Here is a 24108-nt window from a genome sequence, read left to right on the forward strand (position 1 = left end):
AATACTCATTATACCAGTTTGCACTCAAACACCATGCGCTTATTGCAGGCGCAACGAAAACCGTGAGTGACGACAATTCCGATGAACATCTGCTTGACCTATCGCATTGAGACAACCGGCGGCATCGAACAGATGGCGGCCAAGATCGCGAGCGATCAGTCGACCGGCACTTTCGTCGCCGTTCCGGGTGAGACGGAAGAACTGAAGGCGCGGGTTGCAGCACGTGTGCTCGAGATTCGCCCGCTTGAAGACGCAATGGTGCCTGCATGGCCGGAGCTTGAGCCCGGACACAGCCCGATCAGGCGCGCCGATGTCGATATTGCTTTTCCGCTCGATGCAATCGGTACCGATCTTGCAGCACTGATGACGATTGCCGTTGGCGGCGTCTATTCGATCAAGGGCATGACAGGCATCCGCGTTGTCGACATGAAGCTGCCGGAAGCCTTCAAAAACGCGCATCCCGGCCCACAGTTCGGCATTGCCGGAAGCCGTCGTCTGACAGGCGTTGAAAAGCGTCCGATCATCGGCACCATCGTCAAGCCCGCGCTCGGGCTGCGTCCACATGAGACGGCAGAACTCGTCGGTGAACTCATTGAGTCAGGCGTCGATTTCATCAAGGACGATGAAAAACTGATGAGCCCGGCCTACTCGCCGCTTAAAGAGCGCATCGCCGCGATCATGCCGCGTATTCTCGATCACGAACAGAAGACCGGCAAGAAGGTCATGTATGCCTTCGGCATCTCCCATGCTGATCCTGACGAGATGATGCGCAATCATGACATGGTGCTCGAGGCTGGCGGCAATTGCGCTGTGGTCAACATCAACTCGGTCGGCTTTGGCGGCATGAGCTTCCTGCGCAAGCGCTCGGGCCTCGTGCTTCATGCCCATCGCAATGGCTGGGATATTCTGACCCGCAATCCGGGCGCTGGTATGGATTTCCGCGTCTATCAGCAGTTCTGGCGTCTGCTCGGTGTCGATCAGTTCCAGATCAACGGTATTCGCGTGAAGTATTGGGAGCCGGACGAAAGTTTCGTCAATTCGTTCAAGGCCGTCAGCACGCCCCTGTTTGATCCGTCCGATTGTCCGCTTCCTGTAGCCGGTTCCGGGCAATGGGGTGGACAGGCACCTGAAACCTATGAGCGCACGGGCCGCACGACGGACCTGCTTTATCTGTGCGGCGGCGGCATTGTCAGCCATCCGGGTGGCCCGGCTGCCGGTGTTCGCGCCGTACAGCAGGCATGGGAAGCAGCAGTTGCGGGTATTCCGCTTGAAACTTACGCCGCAGATCACCCCGAACTTGCAGCTTCGCTCGCGAAATTCGGGAAAGGTGACGAGTAATGTCACAGGCTTCCAACGAATCGCTGCTGTCTTATTACGGCGATGATCTGACCGGCTCGACCGATGTTATGGAAGCCATGGCATCCAATGGCGTCGACACTGTGCTGTTCATGAATGTGCCGGATGAAGAGCTTCTTTCACGCTTTTCGCACTGCAAGGCTATCGGTCTTGCTGGAACCAGCCGCAGCGAAACGCCGGAATGGATGCAGGAAAATCTCACGCCAGCGTTCAAGTGGCTCAAAAGCCTGAATGCTGCGATTGCGCATTACAAGGTCTGCTCGACATTCGATTCCGCACCTCATGTAGGCAATATTGGCAAGGCCGTCGAAATCGGCAAAGCAATCTTCGATCAGGCCTATGTGCCGTTGATTGTCGGTGCGCCGCAGCTCAAGCGTTACACATCTTTCGGCAATCTCTTTGCCGCCTATCAGGGCGAAACCCATCGTATCGACCGTCATCCCGTCATGAGCCGCCATCCGGTCACGCCCATGCATGAAGCAGACCTGCGCGTGCATCTGGCAAAGCAGACCGCACTGAAAACGGTGCTTGCTGATCTCGTAGCGCTTTCAGCCGCAGATGCAAATGATCGCATAAACGCAATTGTCAAAGATGCTGACGGCATGTTGTTGCTTGACGTCGACAGCCACGAAAGCCAGTTGCAGGCAGGCGAGCAGCTCTGGCGTTTGCGTTCCCGCGACGGCTGGTTTGTTGCTGGTTCGTCGGGTGTTGAATATGCGCTTCTGGCCGCATGGGCCAAGGCCGGACTGATCGGTGCAAAAAAAGAGTTTCCGCTTCCGGGCAAAGCCGACCGCATTGCGGTCGTTTCAGGAAGCGTCTCACCGACGACAGAACGTCAAATTTGTCACGCGACGGCATCAGGCTTTACCGGCATTGATCTCAACCCACTCGATCTGCTGGGTGAGAATGGCAATCAGGCAATCGAAGCTGCCATTGCTGACGGCCAGAAGGCGCTCCAGCAGGGCAACAGCGTTATCCTCAACACCGCCCTTGGTCCATCGGCTGACCGAGGTACAGAAATCGACAAGATTGCAGGCAGCCGCCACAAGCTGGCCCGCAGCCTCGGCCTCATCCTCCGCAGCCTTGTCGAGCGCGAAAGGCTTACCCGCGCAGTCATTGCAGGCGGCGACACTTCGAGCCACGCATTGCGTGAATTGCATGTCGATGCACTCACCACGCTTTTGCCACTTCCACAAACACCGGGGTCGCCGCTTTGCACGGCGCACGGCGCTCACGCCGCCACCAACGGCCTCCAGATTGCCCTCAAGGGCGGTCAGGTCGGTTCTGACGGTTATTTCAGTCAGATTCGCGACGGCCTGACCGCTTGAATCTGGAATACTCATTGACTGGTTATACCAGTTACGCTACCAAAAGTCTGGGAAGGAACTACAATCATGACAGCTATCGCTTTGTTCGGAGCGGGCGGCAAGATGGGCTACCGTCTGGCCAAGAACCTCAAAGGTTCGCGCTTTGACGTCCGTCACATCGAAGTCAGCGACGCAGGCAAGGCACGCCTGAAGAACGACCTCGGCATAGATACCATCGATGTTGATGCGGGTCTTGAAGGCGCGGAAGTCGTCATTCTGGCTGTGCCGGATACCATCATCGGTAAGGTCGCAGCAGGCATCGTAGACAAGCTGAAGCCGGGCACGATGGTTGTTGCGCTCGACGCAGCTGCACCATTTGCCGGTCATCTGCCAGAGCGCGCAGATCTCACCTATTTCGTGACCCATCCTTGCCATCCGCCGATCTTCAACGACGAAACGGATATGCAGGCAAAGAAGGACCACTTCGGCGGTCTGTTTGCAAAGCAGCACATCGTTTCGGCTCTGATGCAGGGACCGGAAGAAGCTTATGCGCTGGGCGAAGAAATCGCCAAGGTCATCTGGGCACCAGTGATGCGCTCGCATCGCGTAACTGTTGAGCAGCTCGCAATTCTCGAGCCGGGCCTCTCGGAAACCGTTGCAGCTTCGCTTCTCGTTGTCATGAAGCAGGCCATGGATGAAACCGTTCGTCGCGGCGTTCCTGAAGAAGCAGCGCGCGACTTCCTGCTCGGCCACATGAATGTTCTCGGCGCCGTCATCTTTGGCGAAGTCCAGGGCGTATTCTCCGATGCCTGCAACAAGGCAATCGAATTCGGCATTCCTGCGCTGATGCGCGACGACTGGAAGAACGTTTTCGAACCGGAAGAAATCGCAGAAAGCATCCGTCGCATTACGTGACGTTATCCGGGAGGGCGCAATGCGCCTTCCCCTTTTTACCGCCTCTTGGGAAACGGGGCTTGATTTGGGAGGAAAATATGAAGTTTACACGCAGGACAATTGCGCGCGGTTTTGCGATTGCAGCCGTCTCGGCAACATTGGCAGGCGGTGTTGTCATGCCAGCATGGGCCGCTGATCTGATCGCAATCATCACACCATCGCACGACAATCCATTCTACAAAGCTGAAGCCGTGGGTGCTGAAGCCAAAGCCAAGGAACTTGGCTACGAAACACTGATCCTTCAGCATGACGACGATCCAACCAAGCAGTCACAGCTTGTCGATACGGCAATCGGTCGTGGCGCAAAGGCAATCATTCTCGACAATGCTGGCTCGGAAGCATCGATTGCCGCCGTTCAGAAGGCCAAGGATGCCAAAGTCCCTTCATTCCTGATCGACCGTGAAATCAATGCCTCAGGCGTTGCAGTGTCGCAGATTGTTTCCAACAACTATCAGGGCGCGCAGCTCGGTGCGGAAGAATTCGTCAAGCTGATGGGCGAAGTAGGCAATTATGTCGAGCTTCTCGGTCGCGAATCCGACCTCAATGCTGGCACCCGCTCCAAGGGCTATCACGACGTCATCGATGAATATCCAGACATGAAGATGGTTGCGCAGCAGTCGGCCAACTGGAGCCAGACCGAAGCCTTCACAAAGATGCAGAGCATTTTGCAGGCAAATCCCGACATTAAGGGTGTGATTTCCGGCAACGACACCATGGCCATGGGTGCCTGGGCAGCGCTTGAAGCTGCAGGCCGCAAGGACGTCATCGTTGTCGGCTTCGACGGCTCCAACGATGTCCGCGACTCCATCAAGGCCGGTGGCATCAAGGCAACGGTTCTTCAGCCAGCCTATGCTCAGGCACAGATGGCTGTCGTTCAGGCTGACGAATTCATCAAGACCGGTAAGGGCCCTGCTGAAGAAAAGCAGCTGATGGACTGCGTCCTCATCAATCCTGACAACGCAGACAAGCTCGAAACTTTCGCTTTGAAGGACTAACTCCCAAGGCTTGCGACATCGGGAGCGCCGACAAATGTTAGCGCTCCCGAAATGCTCCTAATACCGAGGATAAATTCATGTCAGTGCTGAAGTCAGCTTCCATTATCCTGCTGGCCTGCGGTGTCGCGCTTTCGGGCTGCAAAATCATCAAGACTCCGACAGCAGAAGAAGCCGCAGAAGCACGCGGCGATAATTTCAATCCCGATCGTTCGGTTGCCGACATTTGGGACTCAAAAGTTAAGCCGTTTTTTACCGAGAAAACCGCAACGCTTGATGAAGTGATGCAGGCAGCAAACACAGATGCGGATGCAGCCGGAGCGAAATACGGTCATCGCGAAAAGCAGGGCAATGCCCCCTGGACCTTTGCAGCCAGGCTTGAAGGCGCAGTGGTCGCCGCTGAAACAAAGTCACGTGCCGCCTATGTCGATGTCGACAGCAATGGCGATGGCAAGGCCGATGCACGCGTGCAGATCGGGCCGACCGTTCGCGGCAGCGCAATCCGTGACAGCCTGTCCTTTGTGAACTTCAACGAGTTTCGCAATCAGATCGACTGGGCGCAATTTGGCAAGGCTTTCAACACCCGCATCAACGATGACGTATTGTCCAAGCTGCCACGCGAAGAACTCATTGGCATGAAGGTGAAGGCCGAAGGTGCTTTCCCGTTGCCATCGAAGGGCCAGCTTCCTCTTGTGACGCCTGTTTCCATCTCTCTGGAGAAGTAAGCCATGGAGACGGAATTAAACGAGAAAAACGATATCGTCCTCAAGCTTGAGGATGTTTCGAAGGTCTATTCAGGCATTGTCGCGGTAAAGCGCGCCAATCTTGAATTGCGCCGTGGTTCGGTCAATGTGCTTGTCGGCGAAAACGGTGCGGGTAAATCCACGCTGATGAAAATCATCGCAGGCGTTGAGCGTCCGACCATGGGGAAGATTATTCTCGATGGCGAGGAAGTGTCATTCGACAGCCCTGCCGACGCGCAGAAGCGCGGCATTGCGATGATCTTTCAGGAACTGAACCTGTTTTCAAACATGACGGTGGCCGAGAATATCTTTGCCACACGCGAGATCACACGCGGTTTGCGTGGCATTGATCACAAGGCGCAGGTCGTCAAGGCCAATGAATATCTCGACCGCCTTGACGCAGGCATCAGTGCAACTACGCTCGTCGCCGATCTGCCAATCGGTCAGCAGCAGCTTGTCGAAATCGCCAAGGCTATTTCGCTCGATGCACGCATCGTCATCATGGATGAACCGACATCGGCCCTTTCTGCAGCCGAAGTCGATATTCTGTTCAAGGTGATTGCCGAGTTGAAAAGCCAGGGCGTTGCAATCGTCTATATTTCGCATCGTCTTGAAGAACTGATGCGGATTGGCGATTACATCACGGTTCTGCGCGACGGAAAAATCACCGGCCAGGAAGAGATCAAAAATATCGATACGCAATGGATTGTGCGTTCGATGATCGGCTCCGATGCCAAGGACTTCGCCAAGCCTGTGACCCACAAGATCGGTGCAGAACGGTTTCGCGCTGAAAACATCACCCTGCCGCGTGCGACTGGCGGGCTTGCAGTTGATGACGTCTCCCTGACCGTGCGCGCAGGCGAAGTTCTGGGCATTTACGGCCTTATGGGCGCGGGACGTTCCGAGTTTTTCGAGTGTGTGATGGGCCAGCATGGACACTCCACCGGCCATATCTATATCGATGGCAGGCAAGTGAAGGAACGCGATACGACCCGTCGCATCCGGCGCGGCCTTGCCCTCATACCGGAAGATCGTCAGCGCGAAGGTCTGGTACAGATTTTGTCGATTGCCAGCAATTTGACACTGGCAAGTCTTGATCGTTTGGCGCGCTTCTTCCACATCACGCCAAAGCGTGAAAAGCAGGCCATTCAACAGGCGATCAAAGACCTTTCGATCAAGGCACCAAACCCCGAATTCGAAGTCACTTCGATGTCAGGTGGCAATCAGCAAAAGGTCGTCATCGGCAAGGCGCTGATGACCAATCCAAAAGTTCTTCTGATGGATGAGCCATCGCGCGGCATCGATGTCGGTGCCAAGGCCGATGTCTTCCGCACCATGCGCAGACTTGCTGCCGAAGGTCTTTCCATTCTTTTTTCAACCTCTGATCTGGAGGAAGTCATGGCGCTCTCCGATCGCATCGCGGTGCTCAGCAATGGGAAACTGGTCGCCATATTCGACCGCGACAAAGCGACGGAAGCCGACATTGTTGCCGCTTCGGCCAAAGGCCACGGGCACACACATGACAACGATCACAACAAACAAACAAGGGAACGCGCGTCATGACAGCCAACACGACGACGGCCGCCACTGACTCAACCTTTAACAGCGGCTCGGCCCTGTTGACGCTGATGAAACTGAGAACCTTCATCGCGCTTTTTGCGGTGTTCATCTTCTTCTCGTTCGCGGCACCGAACTTCCTTTCAGCCGCCAACCTGATCCTGATGTCAAAGCACGTTGCGCTTAACGCTTTTCTTGCAATGGGCATGACCTTCGTCATTATCACAGGCGGCATCGACCTTTCCGTCGGCTCCATTGTCGGGCTTTGCGGCATGGTTGCCGGTGGCCTTCTGATCTACGGCATCGATCTTGGCATCGGCTATACGATCTATTTCAACATCATCGAAATCTCGCTGATCACATTGGCCGTTGGTGTCGCAGTCGGCTTCATAAACGGGCTATTGATAACCAAACTGAATGTTGCGCCCTTCATCGCGACACTCGGCACGCTTTATGTGGCGCGCGGTCTGGCTCTTCTGTCCTCGGACGGCCAAACCTTCCCGAACCTCGTGGGCCGTGAAGACCTGGGCACAACCGGCTTCGCATTTCTCGGATCGGGCAGCATTCTCGGTCTTCCGGTATCGATCTGGATTCTGATCGTCGTTGCATTGGCCGCAGCCTATATCGCGCGATACACACCGCTTGGTCGCCAGATTTTCGCAGTCGGCGGCAATGAGCGTGCGGCACGCATGTCGGGTATCCGCGTCGACCGCGTAAAGATGTTCGTTTACATGTTTTCGGGCTTCTGTGCCGCAATTGCCGGGCTTATCATCTCGTCTGAACTGATGTCTTCGCATCCAGCAACCGGCAACTCGTTCGAGCTGAACGCCATCGCAGCAGCCGTTCTCGGCGGCACTTCGATGTCAGGCGGACGCGGCACCATTGGCGGTACAATCATCGGGGCATTCGTCATCGGTATTCTCTCCGACGGTCTGGTTATGATGGGCGTATCGTCCTTCTGGCAGATGGTCATCAAGGGCCTTGTCATCATCATTGCCGTGGTGGTTGATCAGGCACAGCGCCGCCTCCAGCAGCGCGTTACACTTATGCAAATGGCAAAAGCAGGATAAAGGCTCAGTAAATGGCGGAATTGAATGGCGCTCTGATCGGCTGCGGTTTCTTCGCAATCAACCAGATGCACGCATGGAATGACGTTTCAGGTGCCAAAATCGTGGCAATCTGCGACCGCGATCCTGAGCGGTTGAAGATTGTCGGCGACCAGTTTGACATCGAACGCCACTACACGGATGCGCAAGCGCTGTTTGCAGATGGCGGCATCGACTTTGTCGATATCGCCACCACAGTTTCAAGCCATCGTGCTCTGGTGGAACTTGCTGCTGCCCACAAGGTGCCAGCAATCTGCCAGAAGCCTTTTGCCAAAACGCTTGATGATGCAAAGGCCATGGTGAAGGTCTGCGATGAAGCAGGTATTCCGCTCATGGTCCATGAAAACTTCCGCTGGCAGACGCCTATTCAGGCAGTGCACAAGGCACTCGACAGTGGCGTCATCGGCACGCCGTTCTGGGGACGTTTCTCCTTCCGCTCGGGCTTCGACGTGTTTTCCGGGCAGCCATATCTTGCAGAAGGCGAACGCTTCATCATCGAAGACCTCGGGATCCACACGCTTGATATTGCGCGCTTTATCTTGGGCGACGTTACGAGCCTTGTCGCACGCACCAAGCGTGTGAACCCTAAGATCAAGGGTGAAGATGTTGCAACCATCCTCATGGACCATGAAAATGGTGCTACTTCCATAGTTGACGTAAGCTATGCCACCAAGCTCGAAACCGATCCTTTCCCGGAAACACTCATTGAAATTGATGGCACCGAAGGTTCGATCCGGCTTTATCAGGGTTATCGCCTTGAAGTGATTACGCCGAACGGCACCACGGTTTCCGACGTTTCGCCAAAACTGCTCTCGTGGGCCTCACGTCCATGGCACAATATTCAGGAAAGCGTTTTTGCCATTCAGCAGCATTGGGTGGACAAGCTGGAAACTCGCGAAGAAACCTCGACATCGGGTGCGGATAATCTCAAGACTTTCGCGCTTGTCGAAGCCGCCTATGACAGTGCCGCAAGCGGCAACCGCGTCGACATTACGGCGTTGCTCAAATGAGCAACGTCGATCCTTTCCTGCTCTATGGAACGCGTGAAACCGAAGCTAAGCCGACGCATCTGAAAGCGGGCTTGCTTAGCCTGGATTTGAACGACGGCAATCTTCGCACCATCACTTACGACGGTGTCGAAGTTCTGCGTGCCGTCTCCTATCTGGTGCGGGATCGCGACTGGGGGACCTATAATCCGCAAATCCATGATCTGAACGTCGAGCAAAGCGACAGCGGTTTCATCGTCACCTATCAGGCACGTTGCGAAGGCCCGGATGCGACCAAACTCACCATTGATGTCTGCATTCAGGCAAAGAGTGGCGGTACGCTCACTTTCGACGCCGTAGCGAATACTGCGACAGGCTTTGAAACCAACCGGTGCGGCTTCTGCATCCTGCATCCAATCGTCGGCGTTGCCGGTTCGCCTGTGAGGGTCGAGCATGTCGATGGCACGCTCGATAGAACACAGCTGCCCTATCTGATTGAGCCATGGCAGCCTTTCAAGGATATGCGTGCGATCACCCATGAGGCCATGCCTGGCGTTACGGCCGAATGCCGCATGGAAGGCGATACATTTGAGATGGAAGATCAGCGCAACTGGTCCGATGCATCTTACAAGACCTATGTACGTCCGCTGGCCTTGCCATGGCCTTACCAGATCGAAGCCTCCAAACCTCAGCATCAGCGCATCGTGCTCAACATTTCCGACACACGCAAAGCAGCATTACAAGCGGGCATGAATGCGGAGCCGGTGAGCATTACGCTCGGCAACACAAGTGGCAAATTGCCAAATATCGGCATCATCATCACACCGGAAGAAGCCAAGGCAAGCCTTGCTGCAATTGATCTGTTGCAGGAAATTGACCCGCAGGATTTGTTATTTCAATACGATCCAATGGCAGGTCATAACGGATCAGCTTTTGCTGATTTCGCGACCTTGGCTGCGAAGCATAGCGCGCGCGTTTCGCTCGAAATTGCATTACCTTGCGAGAAATCGCTCATCGAAGAGACGACAGCAATCGCTTCTGACATGAAAGCGGCTGGCTTTAACCCAGATGCGGTCATTGTTTCACCGGCTATAGATCGGCAGTCGACACCACCCGGCAGCGAATGGCCAACCTGCCCCCCGCTCGAAGATGTCTATGCGGCAGCAAGAGCAGCCTTCCCGAATGCGCGGCTTGGTGGCGGAATGCTGAGCTATTTCACCGAGCTTAATCGCAAGTGCGTTCCAGGCGAGCTTGTTGATTTCGTCACCCATTGCACCAATCCGATTGTTCATGCCGCCGATGATCTAAGCGTCATGCAAACACTGGAGGCGCTGCCTTTCATTACCCGTTCGGTGCGAGCAGTCTATGGCGACAAGCCCTATCGCATCGGGCCGTCTACCATCCCCATGCGCCAGAATCCTTATGGCAGCAGAACGATGGAAAACCCGAATGGCAAGCGCATTGCGATGGCCAATCGCGATCCGCGCCATAATGGAAAATTCGCGGAAAGCTTCGCATTGGCCTATGCCATATCGGTGCTGAATGCTGGTCTCGACAGCCTTACACTTTCAGCCCTCACCGGACCTTTCGGACTTACTGCAGGTGAAGGCGAACCAACACTCGCAGGTGGGAAACGTCCACTCTTCACCACGATAAAAACATTGTCCGGACTTGCAGGAAAGGATTGGTGGCAGCTTATTTCGTCGCGGCCTGATCACGTTCTGGCCTTTGCAACAGAGCACGAATTCTGGCTGGTAAACATCACGTCACAGCCTCAGACTGTCAGCATCGCTCAATTCGCCAAGATTACTCTCGATCCCTACGCGGTCCAGAACTTGAAACGCTCATAGTTTTAATCGCGTCGTTGTTGTTTTGATCGGGAGCGGCCAATGCTGAGCTATAAAAATGATATGCCCGCCAGCAAGAACTGACGGGCATAAATCCAAAGGGTTTTCGGCGATTTAAATCACATTTGGTGTGATAGGCGAACCCAAATCATTCCCACTCGATCGTGCCGGGCGGCTTTGAGGTCACGTCATAAACAACACGATTGATGCCGCGTACCTCGTTGATGATGCGAGTTGCCGCATTGCCAAGAAAGTTCATGTCATAATGGTAAAAATCGGCGGTCATGCCGTCCACAGACGTCACGGCGCGCAGTGCGCAGACGAATTCGTAGGTACGGCCATCGCCCATCACGCCCACGGTCTGAACCGGCAACAGAACGGCGAAAGCCTGCCAGATGGCATCATAGAGACCAGCCTTGCGGATTTCATCCAGATAGATCGCGTCGGCTTCGCGCAGAATCTCGAGTTTCTCGCGCGTAATACCGCCCGGGCAGCGGATAGCGAGACCCGGTCCCGGGAACGGATGGCGGCCGATGAAGCTATCCGGCAGGCCGAGTTCCTTGCCGAGCAAGCGTACCTCGTCCTTGAACAGTTCCCGCAGTGGTTCGACGAGCTGCATCTTCATGCGCTCCGGCAGACCACCTACATTGTGGTGCGACTTGATCGTGACAGAAGGACCGCCGGTAAACGAAACGCTTTCGATAACGTCCGGATAGAGCGTGCCCTGCACGAGGAAATCCGCACCGCCGAGCTTCTTTGCTTCTTCCTCGAACACTTCGATGAAGAGACGGCCAATCGTCTTGCGCTTCTTTTCAGGATCGGTTTCGCCTTCCAGCTCACCGATGAAACGATCAGCAGCATCAACGAGAATGAGCGGCAGGTTGTAATGTTCGCGGAACATTTCAACGACTTGGTTAGCTTCGTTTTTACGCATCAGCCCGTGATCAACCAGAATACAGGTCAGCTGATCGCCGATGGCTTCATGCGCCAGGAGTGCTGCAACAGAAGAATCCACACCGCCGGAAAGCGCACAGATCACCTTGCCGCTACCAACCTGCTTCCGGATCGCCTCGACTGCCTGTTCGCGATAGGCGCCCATGGTCCAGCCCGGCTTCACACCGACGATACGATGAACGAAGTTCTGAAGAAGTTTTGCACCGTCCGGTGTATGCACGACTTCCGGGTGGAACTGCACGCCGTAATATTTGCGCTTCTCGTCAGCGATAGCCGCAAAAGGTGCGTTTGGCGAAGTGCCTATAATGGTAAAACCATCGGGCAGCGACGTAACACGGTCACCATGGCTCATCCAGACCTGATGACGGGTGCCCTTGGCCCAGATGCCTTCGAAGAGTGGGCTATCTTCCTGCACATCCAGGAAAGCACGACCGAATTCGCGATCATGGCCACTTTCGACCTTACCACCCAATTGGGCGCACATCGTTTGTTCGCCGTAGCAGATGCCGAGAACGGGAATGCCTTCCTCGAAAACGGCCTGCGGCGCTCGCGGCGCCCCAATATCAGTCGTCGAATGGGGGCTGCCTGAAAGGATAACACCTTTCGGCTTCAGCCGCTTGAAAGCCTCTTCCGCAGACTGGAAAGGGACGATTTCACAATAGACGTTGGCTTCGCGCACGCGACGCGCAATCAGCTGCGTAACCTGGCTGCCAAAGTCGATGATTAGGATTGTGTCGGGATGTGCCGTGGTGCTCATGTGCAGCATCTATTTAAAAAGTGACCGGGATGCAATGCCTATATGGGTTATAGACATCATGCTCAACAAGTGCGTTGGCAAAAATCCACCTATACTGACATACCATTGTCAGGATCCCACAGGAGACCATCCGCGATTGCAGCCTCCAATCGCTCGACAGCATGGGCCAGTTTTTCATCGATAACGTGCAGATACTGCGTCCAGTCCCCGACATGCTGCAACTCGCTTGCACCATCGGAGATACCGCGAAGCCCAAAAAGCGGAATTCCTGCGAGCTGGCATGCGCGCAGACAGGCATAGGTTTCCATATCGACCATATCCGCATCAATCGTCGTATAGGCTTTGCCGGAAACGATATTGGCACCTGTTGAGAGCGAAGCGACAGGGATTTCTGGTACAGAAACCGGGAGCTCGATCACTTTGGGAAGATCGAGAAAAGGCGTTGCGCCTTTTTCAAACCCGAGAGGTGAAGCATCCATATCGCGATAGGATACGGAAGATACCTGAAACACTTCAGCTTGCGGTAATCTGGCTGAGCCTGCTGAGCCAAGCGAGACCACGAGGTCGGGCTTTTCTCCCGCCTGCGCCAGACCTGCAAGAGTATATGCAAGATTGGCAGCCGCCTCGACTGGCCCTACCCCGATCATGACCGGCGTAAAGAGCTTCGCCAAATGACGCCCATATTCGGCATCCACTGCCATGACGTAGAGGAGACGCTTTCCGGCGACAGTTTTAATCATCCCTGCAGGCCTTTTCTGTCCTGCACGACCATCATTGTTCCGGTCATGGTTGCGATCAGGCGCACTTCCGTGTCAGTTACGGCGAATGCCTGTCCATCACTAACCATGATCGTCCGCCCGGGTTTGGTGACCTCTCCACGAAAGAGGAAACGTTCCCCTTTGCCCGGAGCAAGCAGATTCACTTTGAACTCGATGGTCAGTACAGCTGCGTCGGAGGGCATCAGTGTCAGTGCCGCATAGCCACAAGCAGAATCGAGAGCGGCAGAAATCATACCCGCATGGAGAATGCCATGCTGTTGCGTCAGCTCCTCACGAAACGGCATCTCAACTTCAACGATACCGGGCTCACACCGTGTCAGTTCAGCGCCTATCAGTTTCATGGCTGCTTGTCGACCAAAACTTTCCTCGACGCGCTCTTTGAAATCCGGTTCTGCTACACGATGTGCTGACATCGTCCCCCCTTCTTTCCATCTATTATCACGCATTATCCAACGGAAAACCGCTTCGCACTTTTGCTGGAAATGCTTTAGTTTGATCTCTGCAGAAGGCTCACATAAAACCCGTCAGTGCCAGTGGACAATGGCGAGAATACCGCGCCGTGCGACGAGAATACTGGCTTCACATCACCAGCGTCCGCTACAATTGTATCCCACAAAGCCTTTGGCGCAACTTCCGTAAAATCAGCATTCCCTGTGAGAAACTGTGCAACCTGTCTCGTGTTTTCTTCTGCGAACAATGAACAGGTAATGTAGGCCAGAAGTCCGCCCGGTTTCACATAATGCTTGGCAGATTCCAGCACTTCCTTCTGGTCCTGAACGCGCCGCTCAAGCTGCTGGTCGTTCAACCGCCATTTCGCATCCGGGCGGCGGCGCCATGTGCCGGAACCAGTGCACGGTGCATCGGTCAGCACGAGATCCATCTGCCCTGTCAGTGGGTCCAGTGCATCGAGATTTCCATGGACCTGCGTGTTACGCACTCCAGCACGCTGCAGTCGCTCATGCATCGGCGATAATCGGGAGCGTTCAGCATCATAGGCGTGAATTTGGCCGCTATTTTGCATCGCAGCGGCCAAAGCCAATGTCTTTCCACCAGCTCCAGCGCAATAGTCCAGTACCTGCTGGCCGGGTTTGGCACCGGCAAAGAGCGCAGCAAGCTGTGACCCCAAATCCTGGACCTCGAACCAGCCGTCGAGAAAGGCCTGCTCGCCCTGCACATTCGGATGGCGCCCAAGTGCTTCAATCGGCGGGATGCGTAGCGCCTGCGCAAGGAACGGCGCGGGTGCAGCACCAGCCTTTTCAAGTGCTGTGAGCGTTTTTTCCGGCGTCGCCTTCAAACTGTTCACACGAAGATCGACTGGCGGTCGCGTTGCCAGCGCCCTGCCTTCATCCACCCAGCGCGCGCCGAAAAGTTCCTCAAGCGACGATGCACACCATTCGGGCACATCCGCCTGAACATGGGCAGGCGCTTCGGTGACATCCCTGCTTTCCCAAGCAATACGACGCGGCTGCTCCAGCACTTCCGGCGCAAACTTGTCTCCATCGAGAGCAGCGTCGATGGCCGCAATATCCATGCCGCCGTCGGCCAATAATGCGCCAAAAGCCAGAGCGCGTGCGTCATCGGCATCCATTCGCCATGCGATGGATAATTTGCGGCGCAGTGCATCATAGACAATGTTGCCGATCACAGCGCGATCGCCCGCGCCTGCGAAACGATGGGAAGCGCCCCAATCCTTCAACACATCAGAAGCCGGGCGTGTGCCCGCTTCAATCTGATCCAATACCTCGATAGCCGCCTGCAGGCGTCCGCCAAGCCGCATTGTGTCTCCTTCTCAAATGCCTGCTCGGGCATAGCCTTCCTTACAGGGAAAAGGCAATCGGCAAATCAAAACAAAAAAAGCCGGAGCAACGACCTCCGGCTTTCTTTATGTCTTATAAACACGGTTTATTCGGCTGCCGTTGCCTCTTCATTTGTAGCAATCGTGTTGGCTTCATAACCATGTGCATCCTTCAAGGCTTTGCGCACACCAGCCTCATAGTCGGGATGGATCAGCTTGAAGTGGCCGAGCTGACGCTCAACGATGAAGCCCGGAACTCCACCCATTGCCGCCGCAATATTGGAGAACAGACGCTGTTTCTGTCCGTCATCGAACAGATTGAACAAGGCCCGCGGCTGCGAGTAATCGTCATTTCCCACACGATGGTCATAACGGGCGGCATCGCCGGAAATGCGCAACGGCGGCTCCTTGGCCGACGGCTGTTCAACCGGGCCGTTAAACGAATTCGGCTCGTAATAGGCGTCCGGATTGCCGGTCTTGATACCGCCATAGACATTCATCTGACCATCACGGTGATAGTGATGAACCGGGCACTTCGGCTGATTGACCGGAATGCTTTCGTAATGCGTGCCAAGGCGATGACGATGCGCATCCGCATAGGAGAAAATACGCGCCTGCAACATCTTGTCGGGTGAATAGCTGATACCCGGCACGATATTCGACGGCGAGAAAGCCGCATTTTCTATTTCGGTGAAGTAGTTTTCCGGATTACGGTTCAGCTCCATGATACCGATATCGATCGGCGGATAGTCCGCATGCGGCCAGACTTTGGTAAGATCAAACGGATTGTACGGTGTCTTGTCGGCGTCGAGTTCCGGCATAATCTGCACCTGAACCTTCCACTTCGGGAAATTGCCCTTGTCGATGGAAGTGAACAAGTCTTCCTGCGTGGATTCTCGCGTGCGACCAATCACACCTTCGGCTTCAGCATTGGTCCAGTGCTTGTGGCCCTGCATGGTCTTGAAATGGAACTTGACCCAATAGCGTTCACCGGCATCGTTCCAGAACGAATAGGTGTGAGAACCATAACCGTTGATATGACGCACATCGGTCGGCAAACCACGATCAGACATCAGGATCGTCACCTGATGCAGGCTTTCAGGCGAGAGCGACCAGAAGTCCCACATGGCGGTCGCCGAACGCAGGTTCGTCTTGGGATGACGCTTCTGGGTGTGGATGAAATCCGGGAACTTGACCGGGTCGCGTACAAAGAACACAGGGGTGTTGTTGCCGACCAGATCCCAGTTACCTTCCTCCGTATAGAACTTGAGAGCAAAGCCGCGCACGTCGCGCTCGGCATCAGCAGCACCCTGCTCGCCGGCAACGGTCGAGAAACGCGCCAGCATCGGCGTCTGGGCACCCGGCTGCAGTGCCTTGGCCTTGGTGTATTTCGAAATATCGCCGGTGATGGTCAGCGTACCATAAGCGCCCCAGCCCTTGGCATGAACGGCACGTTCCGGGATACGTTCGCGGTTTTGATGGCTTAGTTTTTCAATGAGCTGATAGTCCTGCATCAAAAGCGGGCCGCGCTCACCTGCGCTCAGGGAATTCTGGTTGTCCGGTATCGGAGCGCCTGCACTCGTCGTCATAATTGGGCGATCTGTCATGGGAATTCCCTCCTGAAAAGCCAATATTGGAATACAACTAGCCTTGCTATAAGCACGACACAGTTCGTCCGTGTCGTGCCGTGGCTAGGTAACTGGCTCAGATTAGACCTATTCCAATCATAATCTCCAATTGCTTTTCCGATTATTTTCGATAAGTTTTTCTTATCATGTTTACAGTACGTCAAATGCGCTATTTCGAAGCGCTTGCCGCCACGCTGCATTTCCGCAAAGCCGCGCAACTGGCACACGTGTCCCAGCCGGCCCTTTCGGCCCAGATCGCGGAAATGGAAGCTCTTGCAGGCGCGCCCCTTTTCGAGCGCTCACAGCGACAGGTGATAATGACGGAGCTCGGCAAGCAGCTTTATCCGGGTATCCAGACCATCTTGCGCGAACTCCACACACTTGAGGAAATTGCCGCGCAAAGCCGGGGATTGTTACAAACACGGCTGCGGTTGGGTATCATTCCAACTGTTGCTCCGTATTTGGTCCCGGTTCTTATCCCTCTTTTGCGCGAACGTCATCCGTCATTCCGCCTCCAATTGCGAGAAAGCGTAACCGCGAAACTTCTTGATGAACTGCACGCGGGCGAAATCGATGCAATTGTCGCTGCCCTTCCCATTGATGATGAGCGGCTTGCCCAAAGAAAGCTGTTCGACGACCGCTTCCTGATTGCGACCTCAACCAATGATCAAACGGTTCTCGCTTCGCCTATGACACAGGACAACGTCGCTCTCGACCGTTTACTCCTGTTGGAAGAGGGGCATTGCATGCGGGATCAGGCATTGGCCGTCTGTTCGCTGCCTTCTCAGCGCCAGCTTGTAAAATATGGTGCCACCAGCATGACCACGCTTCTACAAATGGTGAGTCATGGAATGGGCCTTACTCTCATTCCCGAAATCGCGGTGCGCGCAGAAGCACGCAGTAATCATATGCGTATCGTGCCCTTTGACGGCGAGCAACCAAAGCGGGAAATCGCCTTGTTCTGGCGGCGACAGAGTATGCGCCGAAAAGACTTTCAGGCGCTTGGTGATTGTATCGTGGAAAGCGCCAACGGGCTTCTCATCGATCCAAAGGAACTAGAAACTCTCGCAAAATGAAAAGGCGGCTTGAAGCCGCCTTTTATAAGTACACAGGGAACTGACCTTACATGCCGCCGGGATAGTTCGGGCTCTCGCGGGTGATTGCAACGCCATGCGAATGGCTTTCCCGCAACCCGGCGTTGGAAATGCGCACAAAAGTCGCCTTCTCGCGGAATTCCTCCAGCGTCTTCGCGCCTACATAGCCCATGGAAGCACGCAAACCGCCTGCAAGTTGGTGCAGGACCGCGGAAATCGGCCCCTTGTAAGCCACCTGTCCTTCGATGCCTTCCGGTACGAGCTTCAGCTCATCGCGCACTTCCGCTTGGAAATAGCGGTCTGCCGAACCGCGCGCCATGGCGCCGACCGACCCCATACCGCGATAGGCTTTAAACGAGCGGCCCTGATGCAAATAGACTTCGCCGGGGCTTTCTTCCGTACCGGCCAACAGCGAACCAGCCATTGCCGCGACCGCTCCAGCGGCCAACGCCTTGGCGAAATCGCCCGAAAACTTGATGCCGCCATCAGCGATTACCGGGATATTCTGCTTCTGCGCTGCTTCAACGGCTGACATAATGGCCGAAAGCTGTGGAACACCGACACCGGCAACAATACGCGTGGTGCAGATCGAGCCCGGCCCGATACCAACCTTGACCGCATCCGCACCGGCATCAATCAGTGCCTGTGCACCAGCGGTCGTTGCCACATTACCTGCAAGAATTGCTATATTCGGATAGGCTTTCTTGATACGGGCCACTGCATCAAGAACGCGCTGCGAATGGCCATGCGCCGTATCCACCACCAGAAGATCGACACCGGCTTCGATCAAACGTTCGGCGCGCTCGTAACCGTCTTCACCAACGCTCGTTGCTGCAGCAGCGCGCAGACGTCCCTGAGCGTCCTTGGCGGCGTTCGGATTGAGCTGCGATTTTTCAATGTCCTTGACGGTAACGAGACCGACACAACGGCCCTGATCGTCGACAACGAGAAGCTTTTCAATACGATGCGCGTGCAACAGACGCTTTGCTTCGTCCTGATTGACATTCTCGCGAACCGTAATGAGGTTCTCACGGGTCATCAGCTCGTGGATTTTCTGCTTCGGATCGGACGCAAAACGGACATCGCGATTGGTCAGGATACCGACAAGACGGCCCGGCCCCTTGGTAGCATTTTCAACGACTGGAATACCGGAAATTCCATGTGCCTTCATCAATGCCTGAGCGTCGGCAAGTGTGGCATTCGGCCCGATGGTAACCGGATTTACAACCATGCCGGATTCAAATTTCTTTACCTGACGGACTTCTTCCGCCTGACGTTCCGGCGTCAGATTACGGTGAATGACGCCAATACCACCGGCCTGCGCCATCGCGATAGCCAGACGGGATTCCGTCACCGTATCCATGGCAGCAGAAAGAAGAGGAAGGTTAAGCTCGATATCCTTGGCGATGCGCGTACGCAGATCAACCTGCCCCGGCATTACTTCGGAATGGCCCGGCTGCAACAGCACATCATCAAATGTGAGAGCGAGAGCGCCAGTGGGCGATTCCACGATTTTAGCCATTGCCAATTCCTTTGCCTATTTTATCGAATGAGAAAAGCCGCCTCTCCGGAATAGGTCCGGGAGCAGCGACACATCTGGTTTGCTAGGTTGAATTGGCACCGGCTGGTAACACGGTTATGACCAAATGGAAAGCCTTTTGCTGACAAGTTTCAGTTACCGATAAGGATTTACGTGATAAATCTCTGCACACATCGAAATCGGGCAGCAGCAGGCTTGCAGGGGCAAAGTGAGAAAATCCTATAGACGCGTTCCACTCATCCGCCGGTCAAAAGCCATGTGGATCTCACCACATGTCTGGAAACCGCGACTGGTCTTCTGGTGCGGCGCACTGGCCATCGGTCTTATCAGTGTAGGCTTTGCCGAAGCTGCGGACATTGCACAAGATTGGTTCAAGAGCCTCACAAGTGGAAGCGGCTGGCGTGCATGGCTTCCCCTGCTTATCACGCCGGTGGGGTTTATGGCCTGTTCCTGGATAGCCTTATCCTGGTTTCCAAATTCTGGAGGCAGTGGCATTCCGCAAGCAATTGCCGCACGCCATTTGCACGATCATGAAGATCGAACTCTGCTGCTTTCACTCAAAACCGCGATCGGTAAGATCATTCTTACTCTGGCCGGGCTTTTCAGTGGTGCATCTATCGGTCGTGAGGGTCCAACCGTGCAGATCGGTGCGTCCATCATGATGCAATCAGCGCGTTTCGGCGGCATGGAACAAGCGCGTGGTCTCATCCTTGCAGGCTCTGCCGCAGGTATAGCGGCTGCGTTCAATACCCCCCTTGCAGGTGTTGTCTTCGCTATTGAGGAGATGGGGCGCGCCTACGCCGCACGAACCAACGGTCTCGTATTATCTGCTGTTATTCTCGCCGGTCTTGCTTCGCTGGGCCTCGTTGGAAACTATAATTATTTCGGGCTGACCACCGTTACTGCTTCCAGCGGTAAAGACTGGGTTCTGGTGATTGCGTGCGGTGTAATTGGTGGAGCATTCGGGGCTGCCTTCAGTGCGCTCGCACTCGAACTAGGACGTCGTGTGCGACGCCGCATACAAAAGGCCCCTCTTCGCAACGCAGTATTTTTCGCGGGAATTTGCGGTCTTCTGGTCGCTATCATTGGCATTGCGTCCGGCGGATCGACCTTTGGAGCAGGCTACGATCAGGCACGGAGCGCCGTGGAAGGGTTGGCTCTTCCACCTCTTTATTTCATAGGGAAGTTCCTTGCTGGTCTCCTTTCCATGATTTCGGGGATACCGGGCGGAATATTTGCACCTTCTTTGTCGGTCGGTGCGGGACTAGGCAGCACAATCGGCCTGGTTCTTGGAACCAGTGCGAGTCTTGCTGCTGTTCTCGGTATGGCAGGCTATTTTGCTGGCGTCGTGCAAGCGCCGATGACTGCATTCGTCATCATTCTGGAAATGACCGGCAATCATAACAACGTCATTCCACTCATGTGCGCATCGATGCTGGGCTACGGCACTGCACGGCTGATCTCTCACGAGCCGCTCTACCATGCTTTGTCACGTGACTACGTGGCAGACGTACTGCGCCAGCGCCGGGCGCGCGAAAAGAATACGTTCTCTCAATAGAGCGAAAATGGAGGAGAAAACTGTTCATGGATCGCAGAACATTCGCCAAGTCGCTTGCGGGACTTGGGGCAATGCCCTTTGTCGTCAATGCGGCATCGGCAGCTACTGAGGGAGGAGCAGGCATGCTGGAGCTTATGGGTGGAAGCATCACGGATGTACCCGGAATCAAGCTGGGACACCACACACTGACAAAACGCCCGACCGGCTGCACTGTTCTTCTCTGCGAAGAAGGCGCTTCCGCGGGTGTTGATGTACGCGGTTCGGCGCCCGGTACGCGTGAAACCGATCTGCTCGATCCGATCAATTATGTGCAGCAGGTTCAAGCTATTCTGCTTTCCGGCGGCAGTGCCTATGGTCTGGCGGCTGCGACTGGCGTTATGCGTTATCTTGAAGAGAACAATCTCGGCTTCAAGATCGGCAAAGGCGTCGTTCCGATTGTACCAGCAGCAATCCTGATGGATCTCGGTGTCGGAGATTTTTCTGTGCGTCCCGATGAGGAAGCCGGTTATCTGGCATGCCAGGCCGCCAAGGCTGAAGCTTCTGGAGAAGGCAACATCGGTGCTGGTGCAGGCGCTACCGTCGGCAAAATGTTCGGCATGGACTACGCCATGAAGGGCGGGCTCGGCACAGCCAGTTACAAGGTGCCTGGCACCGAAATCGTTGTCGGCGCAATTGTTGCCGTCAATGCTGTTGGTGACGTCTATGCACCGAACTCGCGCCAGATTCTGGCTGGTGCGCGGACCGAGGACGGCAAGGGCTTCCGTGATACGATGTCCGCCATCATGCAGGGCCATGGCGTGGTCAAGTCCGGCGGCGCCAACACCACGATTGGCGCAATAGCGACCAACGTCCCGTTCGACAAGGCTCAACTGAAAAAGATTGCGGGCATGGCGCATGACGGTTTTGCGCGCACTATCAATCCAATCCACACTATGTGGGACGGTGACACGATCTTCGCACTTTCCACAGGCAAGGCAAAAAGCGTGGAAGCCGATGTAACTGCGATTGGAGCGATTGCAGCGACTGTTATGGCAGAAGCCGTGGCACGTGCGGTTGTCAATGCAGACAGCCTTAAGGATTTGAATTTGCCAGCATATAAGGATTATGCCCCGCAGTAAGGTGGTTACCTGTTAACAATACTGTGCACTTCGGCGGCCCCTCAGACGCACAAAAGGCAGTCTGGATGGACTGTAGAAGCGTGTTCTTTACAGAAGCGAATCCTTCTATAGTTCCATCATGCCAATTCGACACTTAAGCGAAACCATCATCAATCAGATCGCAGCGGGGGAAGTCATCGAACGCCCCGCCAGCGTTATCAAGGAACTTGTCGAAAATGCTATCGACGCTGGCGCGACCCGCATTGAGGTCGTGACCGGTGGCGGTGGCAAGACATTGTTGCGCGTGACGGATAATGGTTCGGGGATTCCGGTCGATGAGCTTCCATTGGCAGTTTCCCGCCACTGTACCTCCAAGCTTTCGGACGATGTGCACGACATTCGTGCACTTGGGTTTCGTGGGGAAGCTCTGCCATCTATTGGCTCGGTCGCAAAACTGACCCTCAAATCTCGTCCGCAGGACGCTGACTCCGGCTTTGAAGTATCGATTTCCGGCGGACATCTCGACGGTCCCCGTCCTTCCGCGCTCAATCGCGGGACAATTGCCGAGGTCCGCGATCTTTTTTTCGCGACGCCTGCCCGTCTCAAATTCATGAAAACGGATCGTGCGGAAGCTTCCGCCATAACCGATGTCGTCAAGCGCATCGCAATTGCCTTTCCCCATGTCCGCTTTTCGCTTGCAGGCACCGACAGGACACCACTGGAACTGGCCGCAACCGGCAGCGGCGCAGAAGCAACGCTTGAGCGCATCAATCAGGTGCTCGGAAAAGAATTCGGCGAAAATGCGCTTGCCATTGACGCGGAACGCGACGGCGTACGTCTGGCCGGATTTGTCGGCATCCCCTCCCATAATCGTGGCAACGCCCTGCATCAGTTCGCCTATGTGAATGGGCGCCCGGTGCGGGACAAACAGCTTTTCGGCGCATTGCGTGGAGCCTATGCGGATGTCATGGCACGTGATCGTCATCCGGTTGCCGTATTGTTTCTGACGCTGGATCCGGCATTTGTCGACGTTAATGTGCATCCTGCCAAGGCTGACGTGCGTTTCCGTGATCCAGGTCTTGTGCGCGGGCTAATCGTCGGGGCGATCAAACAAGCACTGGCGCAATCAGGTATTCGGCCTGCGACCAGCGGTGCCGATGCCATGCTGCAAGCGTTCCGTGCAGAAGGATTCCAGCCGCCCTCACCATCATTCACATCGCGGCCTTCTTCGGCTGGTTATGCATCGGGGAGCTGGCACCCCGCAGTTTCCTCGCCGAGAACCGAATGGTCACCGCAGACCGCACATCCGGCGCATCGGCCGCTGGACTTGGGAGCGGCACCCTCCTTTCAGGAAAGTGACCAGGCGACGCTCGCCACCGTTAACGTGCTGGCGGCAGATGCCCGAGCGACGCGTGACGAAGCACCGGTGGAACTCCAGCAGAAGCCACTCGGGGCGGCCCGCGCGCAAATCCACGCGAACTATATTGTCTCCCAGACCGAAGACAGTCTCGTCATTGTAGATCAGCATGCGGCTCACGAACGTCTCGTTTATGAGGCGTTGAAAAACGCCCTGCATTCTCGTCCCATATCGGGACAAATGCTGCTTATTCCTGAAATCGTGGATCTGCCGGAAGAAGACGCCGAGCGACTGGCAACCCACGCGGAAACACTTGCCCGCTTTGGCCTTGGCATCGAGCAATTCGGGCCAGGTGCTATCGCGGTGCGTGAAACGCCCGCAATGCTCGGAGAAATGAACGTGCAGCAGCTGATCCGCGATCTTTCGGATGAGATTGCGGAACACGACACATCTGAAGGATTGAAGGCCATGTTGAACCATGTGGCCGCAACAATGGCCTGTCATGGTTCCGTTCGCTCGGGGCGACGGTTGAAGCCTGAAGAAATGAATGCGCTCCTGCGTGAAATGGAAGCCACCCCCGGCTCAGGCACCTGCAATCACGGTCGCCCAACCTACATCGAACTGAAACTGACAGATATCGAACGGCTATTTGGCAGGCGCTGATAGAATTACAACGACGTATGATGTTGTACTGCTGGACG

Annotated in this window: 19 protein-coding genes; 13 read left to right on the forward strand and 6 right to left on the reverse strand. The window is 55.3% G+C overall.

Annotated features, from left to right (window positions below; genetic code table 11):
• The first annotated feature begins 81 nt into the window (after positions 1 to 81).
• The 9 genes from oiaX (at position 82) to KWJ32_RS09460 (ending at position 10851) form a co-directional block, all read left to right on the forward strand.
• Positions 82 to 1338 carry a 3-oxo-isoapionate-4-phosphate decarboxylase OiaX gene (gene oiaX / locus KWJ32_RS09420; RefSeq protein ID WP_011982781.1) on the forward strand — a complete coding sequence of 419 codons (1257 nt, stop codon included), beginning with the start codon at positions 82 to 84 and terminating at the stop codon, positions 1336 to 1338.
• A complete protein-coding gene (locus KWJ32_RS09425; RefSeq protein ID WP_011982780.1) occupies positions 1338 to 2684 on the forward strand; it encodes a four-carbon acid sugar kinase family protein in 1347 nt (448 codons plus the stop codon). The genes oiaX and KWJ32_RS09425 overlap by 1 nt, the downstream gene beginning before the upstream one ends.
• A 66-nt stretch (positions 2685 to 2750) precedes the next feature.
• Positions 2751 to 3578 carry a phosphogluconate dehydrogenase C-terminal domain-containing protein gene (locus KWJ32_RS09430; RefSeq protein ID WP_011982779.1) on the forward strand — a complete coding sequence of 276 codons (828 nt, stop codon included), beginning with the start codon at positions 2751 to 2753 and terminating at the stop codon, positions 3576 to 3578.
• 77 nt (positions 3579 to 3655) lie between these two features.
• Positions 3656 to 4612 (forward strand): D-ribose ABC transporter substrate-binding protein, encoded by a 957-nt coding sequence (locus tag KWJ32_RS09435; RefSeq protein ID WP_011982778.1) that lies wholly within the window; start codon positions 3656 to 3658, stop codon positions 4610 to 4612.
• Between the two features lie 77 nt (positions 4613 to 4689).
• Positions 4690 to 5334, forward strand: a complete 645-nt coding sequence (locus tag KWJ32_RS09440) for a DUF2291 family protein (protein ID WP_011982777.1) — start codon at positions 4690 to 4692, stop codon at positions 5332 to 5334.
• A 3-nt stretch (positions 5335 to 5337) separates the two neighbouring features.
• Positions 5338 to 6915: a sugar ABC transporter ATP-binding protein gene (locus tag KWJ32_RS09445; protein ID WP_011982776.1), complete on the forward strand. Its 1578-nt coding sequence runs from the start codon at positions 5338 to 5340 to the stop codon at positions 6913 to 6915.
• Positions 6912 to 7979, forward strand: coding sequence for an ABC transporter permease (locus KWJ32_RS09450; RefSeq protein ID WP_010661025.1), 1068 nt, complete (start codon positions 6912 to 6914; stop codon positions 7977 to 7979). Before KWJ32_RS09445 ends, KWJ32_RS09450 begins: the two co-directional genes overlap by 4 nt.
• Before the next feature lie 11 nt (positions 7980 to 7990).
• The gene (locus KWJ32_RS09455; RefSeq protein ID WP_011982775.1) at positions 7991 to 9025 is read left to right on the forward strand and encodes a Gfo/Idh/MocA family oxidoreductase; all 1035 of its coding nucleotides are present in this window, start codon (positions 7991 to 7993) and stop codon (positions 9023 to 9025) included.
• Positions 9022 to 10851, forward strand: a complete 1830-nt coding sequence (locus KWJ32_RS09460; protein WP_011982774.1) for a hypothetical protein — start codon at positions 9022 to 9024, stop codon at positions 10849 to 10851. Before KWJ32_RS09455 ends, KWJ32_RS09460 begins: the two co-directional genes overlap by 4 nt.
• Before the next feature lie 145 nt (positions 10852 to 10996).
• Here KWJ32_RS09460 and guaA read toward each other — a convergent pair whose 3' ends face one another.
• The 5 genes from guaA to katA form a co-directional block, all read right to left on the reverse strand.
• The gene (gene guaA, locus KWJ32_RS09465; protein WP_040128756.1) at positions 10997 to 12559 is read right to left on the reverse strand and encodes a glutamine-hydrolyzing GMP synthase; all 1563 of its coding nucleotides are present in this window, start codon (positions 12557 to 12559) and stop codon (positions 10997 to 10999) included.
• Positions 12560 to 12648: 89 nt separating this feature from the next.
• Positions 12649 to 13299, reverse strand: a complete 651-nt coding sequence (locus tag KWJ32_RS09470) for a 5'-methylthioadenosine/S-adenosylhomocysteine nucleosidase (protein WP_011982772.1) — start codon at positions 13297 to 13299, stop codon at positions 12649 to 12651.
• On the reverse strand, positions 13296 to 13751 hold the full coding sequence (locus KWJ32_RS09475) for a PaaI family thioesterase (protein WP_010661020.1): 456 nt from the start codon (positions 13749 to 13751) through the stop codon (positions 13296 to 13298). Before KWJ32_RS09475 ends, KWJ32_RS09470 begins: the two co-directional genes overlap by 4 nt.
• Before the next feature lie 74 nt (positions 13752 to 13825).
• Positions 13826 to 15115, reverse strand: a complete 1290-nt coding sequence (locus KWJ32_RS09480; RefSeq protein ID WP_011982771.1) for an RsmB/NOP family class I SAM-dependent RNA methyltransferase — start codon at positions 15113 to 15115, stop codon at positions 13826 to 13828.
• A gap of 125 nt (positions 15116 to 15240) precedes the next feature.
• Positions 15241 to 16740: a catalase KatA gene (gene katA / locus KWJ32_RS09485; protein WP_011982770.1), complete on the reverse strand. Its 1500-nt coding sequence runs from the start codon at positions 16738 to 16740 to the stop codon at positions 15241 to 15243.
• Between the two features lie 167 nt (positions 16741 to 16907).
• On the opposite strand from katA, the gene KWJ32_RS09490 reads away from it, so the two are divergent.
• Positions 16908 to 17837, forward strand: coding sequence for a hydrogen peroxide-inducible genes activator (locus tag KWJ32_RS09490; protein WP_011982769.1), 930 nt, complete (start codon positions 16908 to 16910; stop codon positions 17835 to 17837).
• A gap of 46 nt (positions 17838 to 17883) precedes the next feature.
• Here the strand turns inward: KWJ32_RS09490 and guaB are convergent, their stop codons facing one another.
• On the reverse strand, positions 17884 to 19377 hold the full coding sequence (gene guaB, locus KWJ32_RS09495) for an IMP dehydrogenase (protein ID WP_011982768.1): 1494 nt from the start codon (positions 19375 to 19377) through the stop codon (positions 17884 to 17886).
• A gap of 226 nt (positions 19378 to 19603) precedes the next feature.
• On the opposite strand from guaB, the gene KWJ32_RS09500 reads away from it, so the two are divergent.
• From KWJ32_RS09500 to mutL, 3 genes are all read left to right on the forward strand, one after another.
• Entirely contained in the window at positions 19604 to 20953 is a 1350-nt protein-coding gene (locus tag KWJ32_RS09500; protein ID WP_011982767.1) for a chloride channel protein, read from the forward strand.
• 26 nt (positions 20954 to 20979) lie between these two features.
• Positions 20980 to 22071, forward strand: a complete 1092-nt coding sequence (locus tag KWJ32_RS09505; RefSeq protein WP_011982766.1) for a P1 family peptidase — start codon at positions 20980 to 20982, stop codon at positions 22069 to 22071.
• A 118-nt stretch (positions 22072 to 22189) separates the two neighbouring features.
• Positions 22190 to 24070, forward strand: a complete 1881-nt coding sequence (gene mutL / locus KWJ32_RS09510) for a DNA mismatch repair endonuclease MutL (RefSeq protein ID WP_151610214.1) — start codon at positions 22190 to 22192, stop codon at positions 24068 to 24070.
• Positions 24071 to 24108 lie beyond the last annotated feature (38 nt).

It is taken from the genome of Ochrobactrum sp. BTU2, assembly GCF_024539785.1.
Lineage (GTDB): Bacteria > Pseudomonadota > Alphaproteobacteria > Rhizobiales > Rhizobiaceae > Brucella > Brucella anthropi.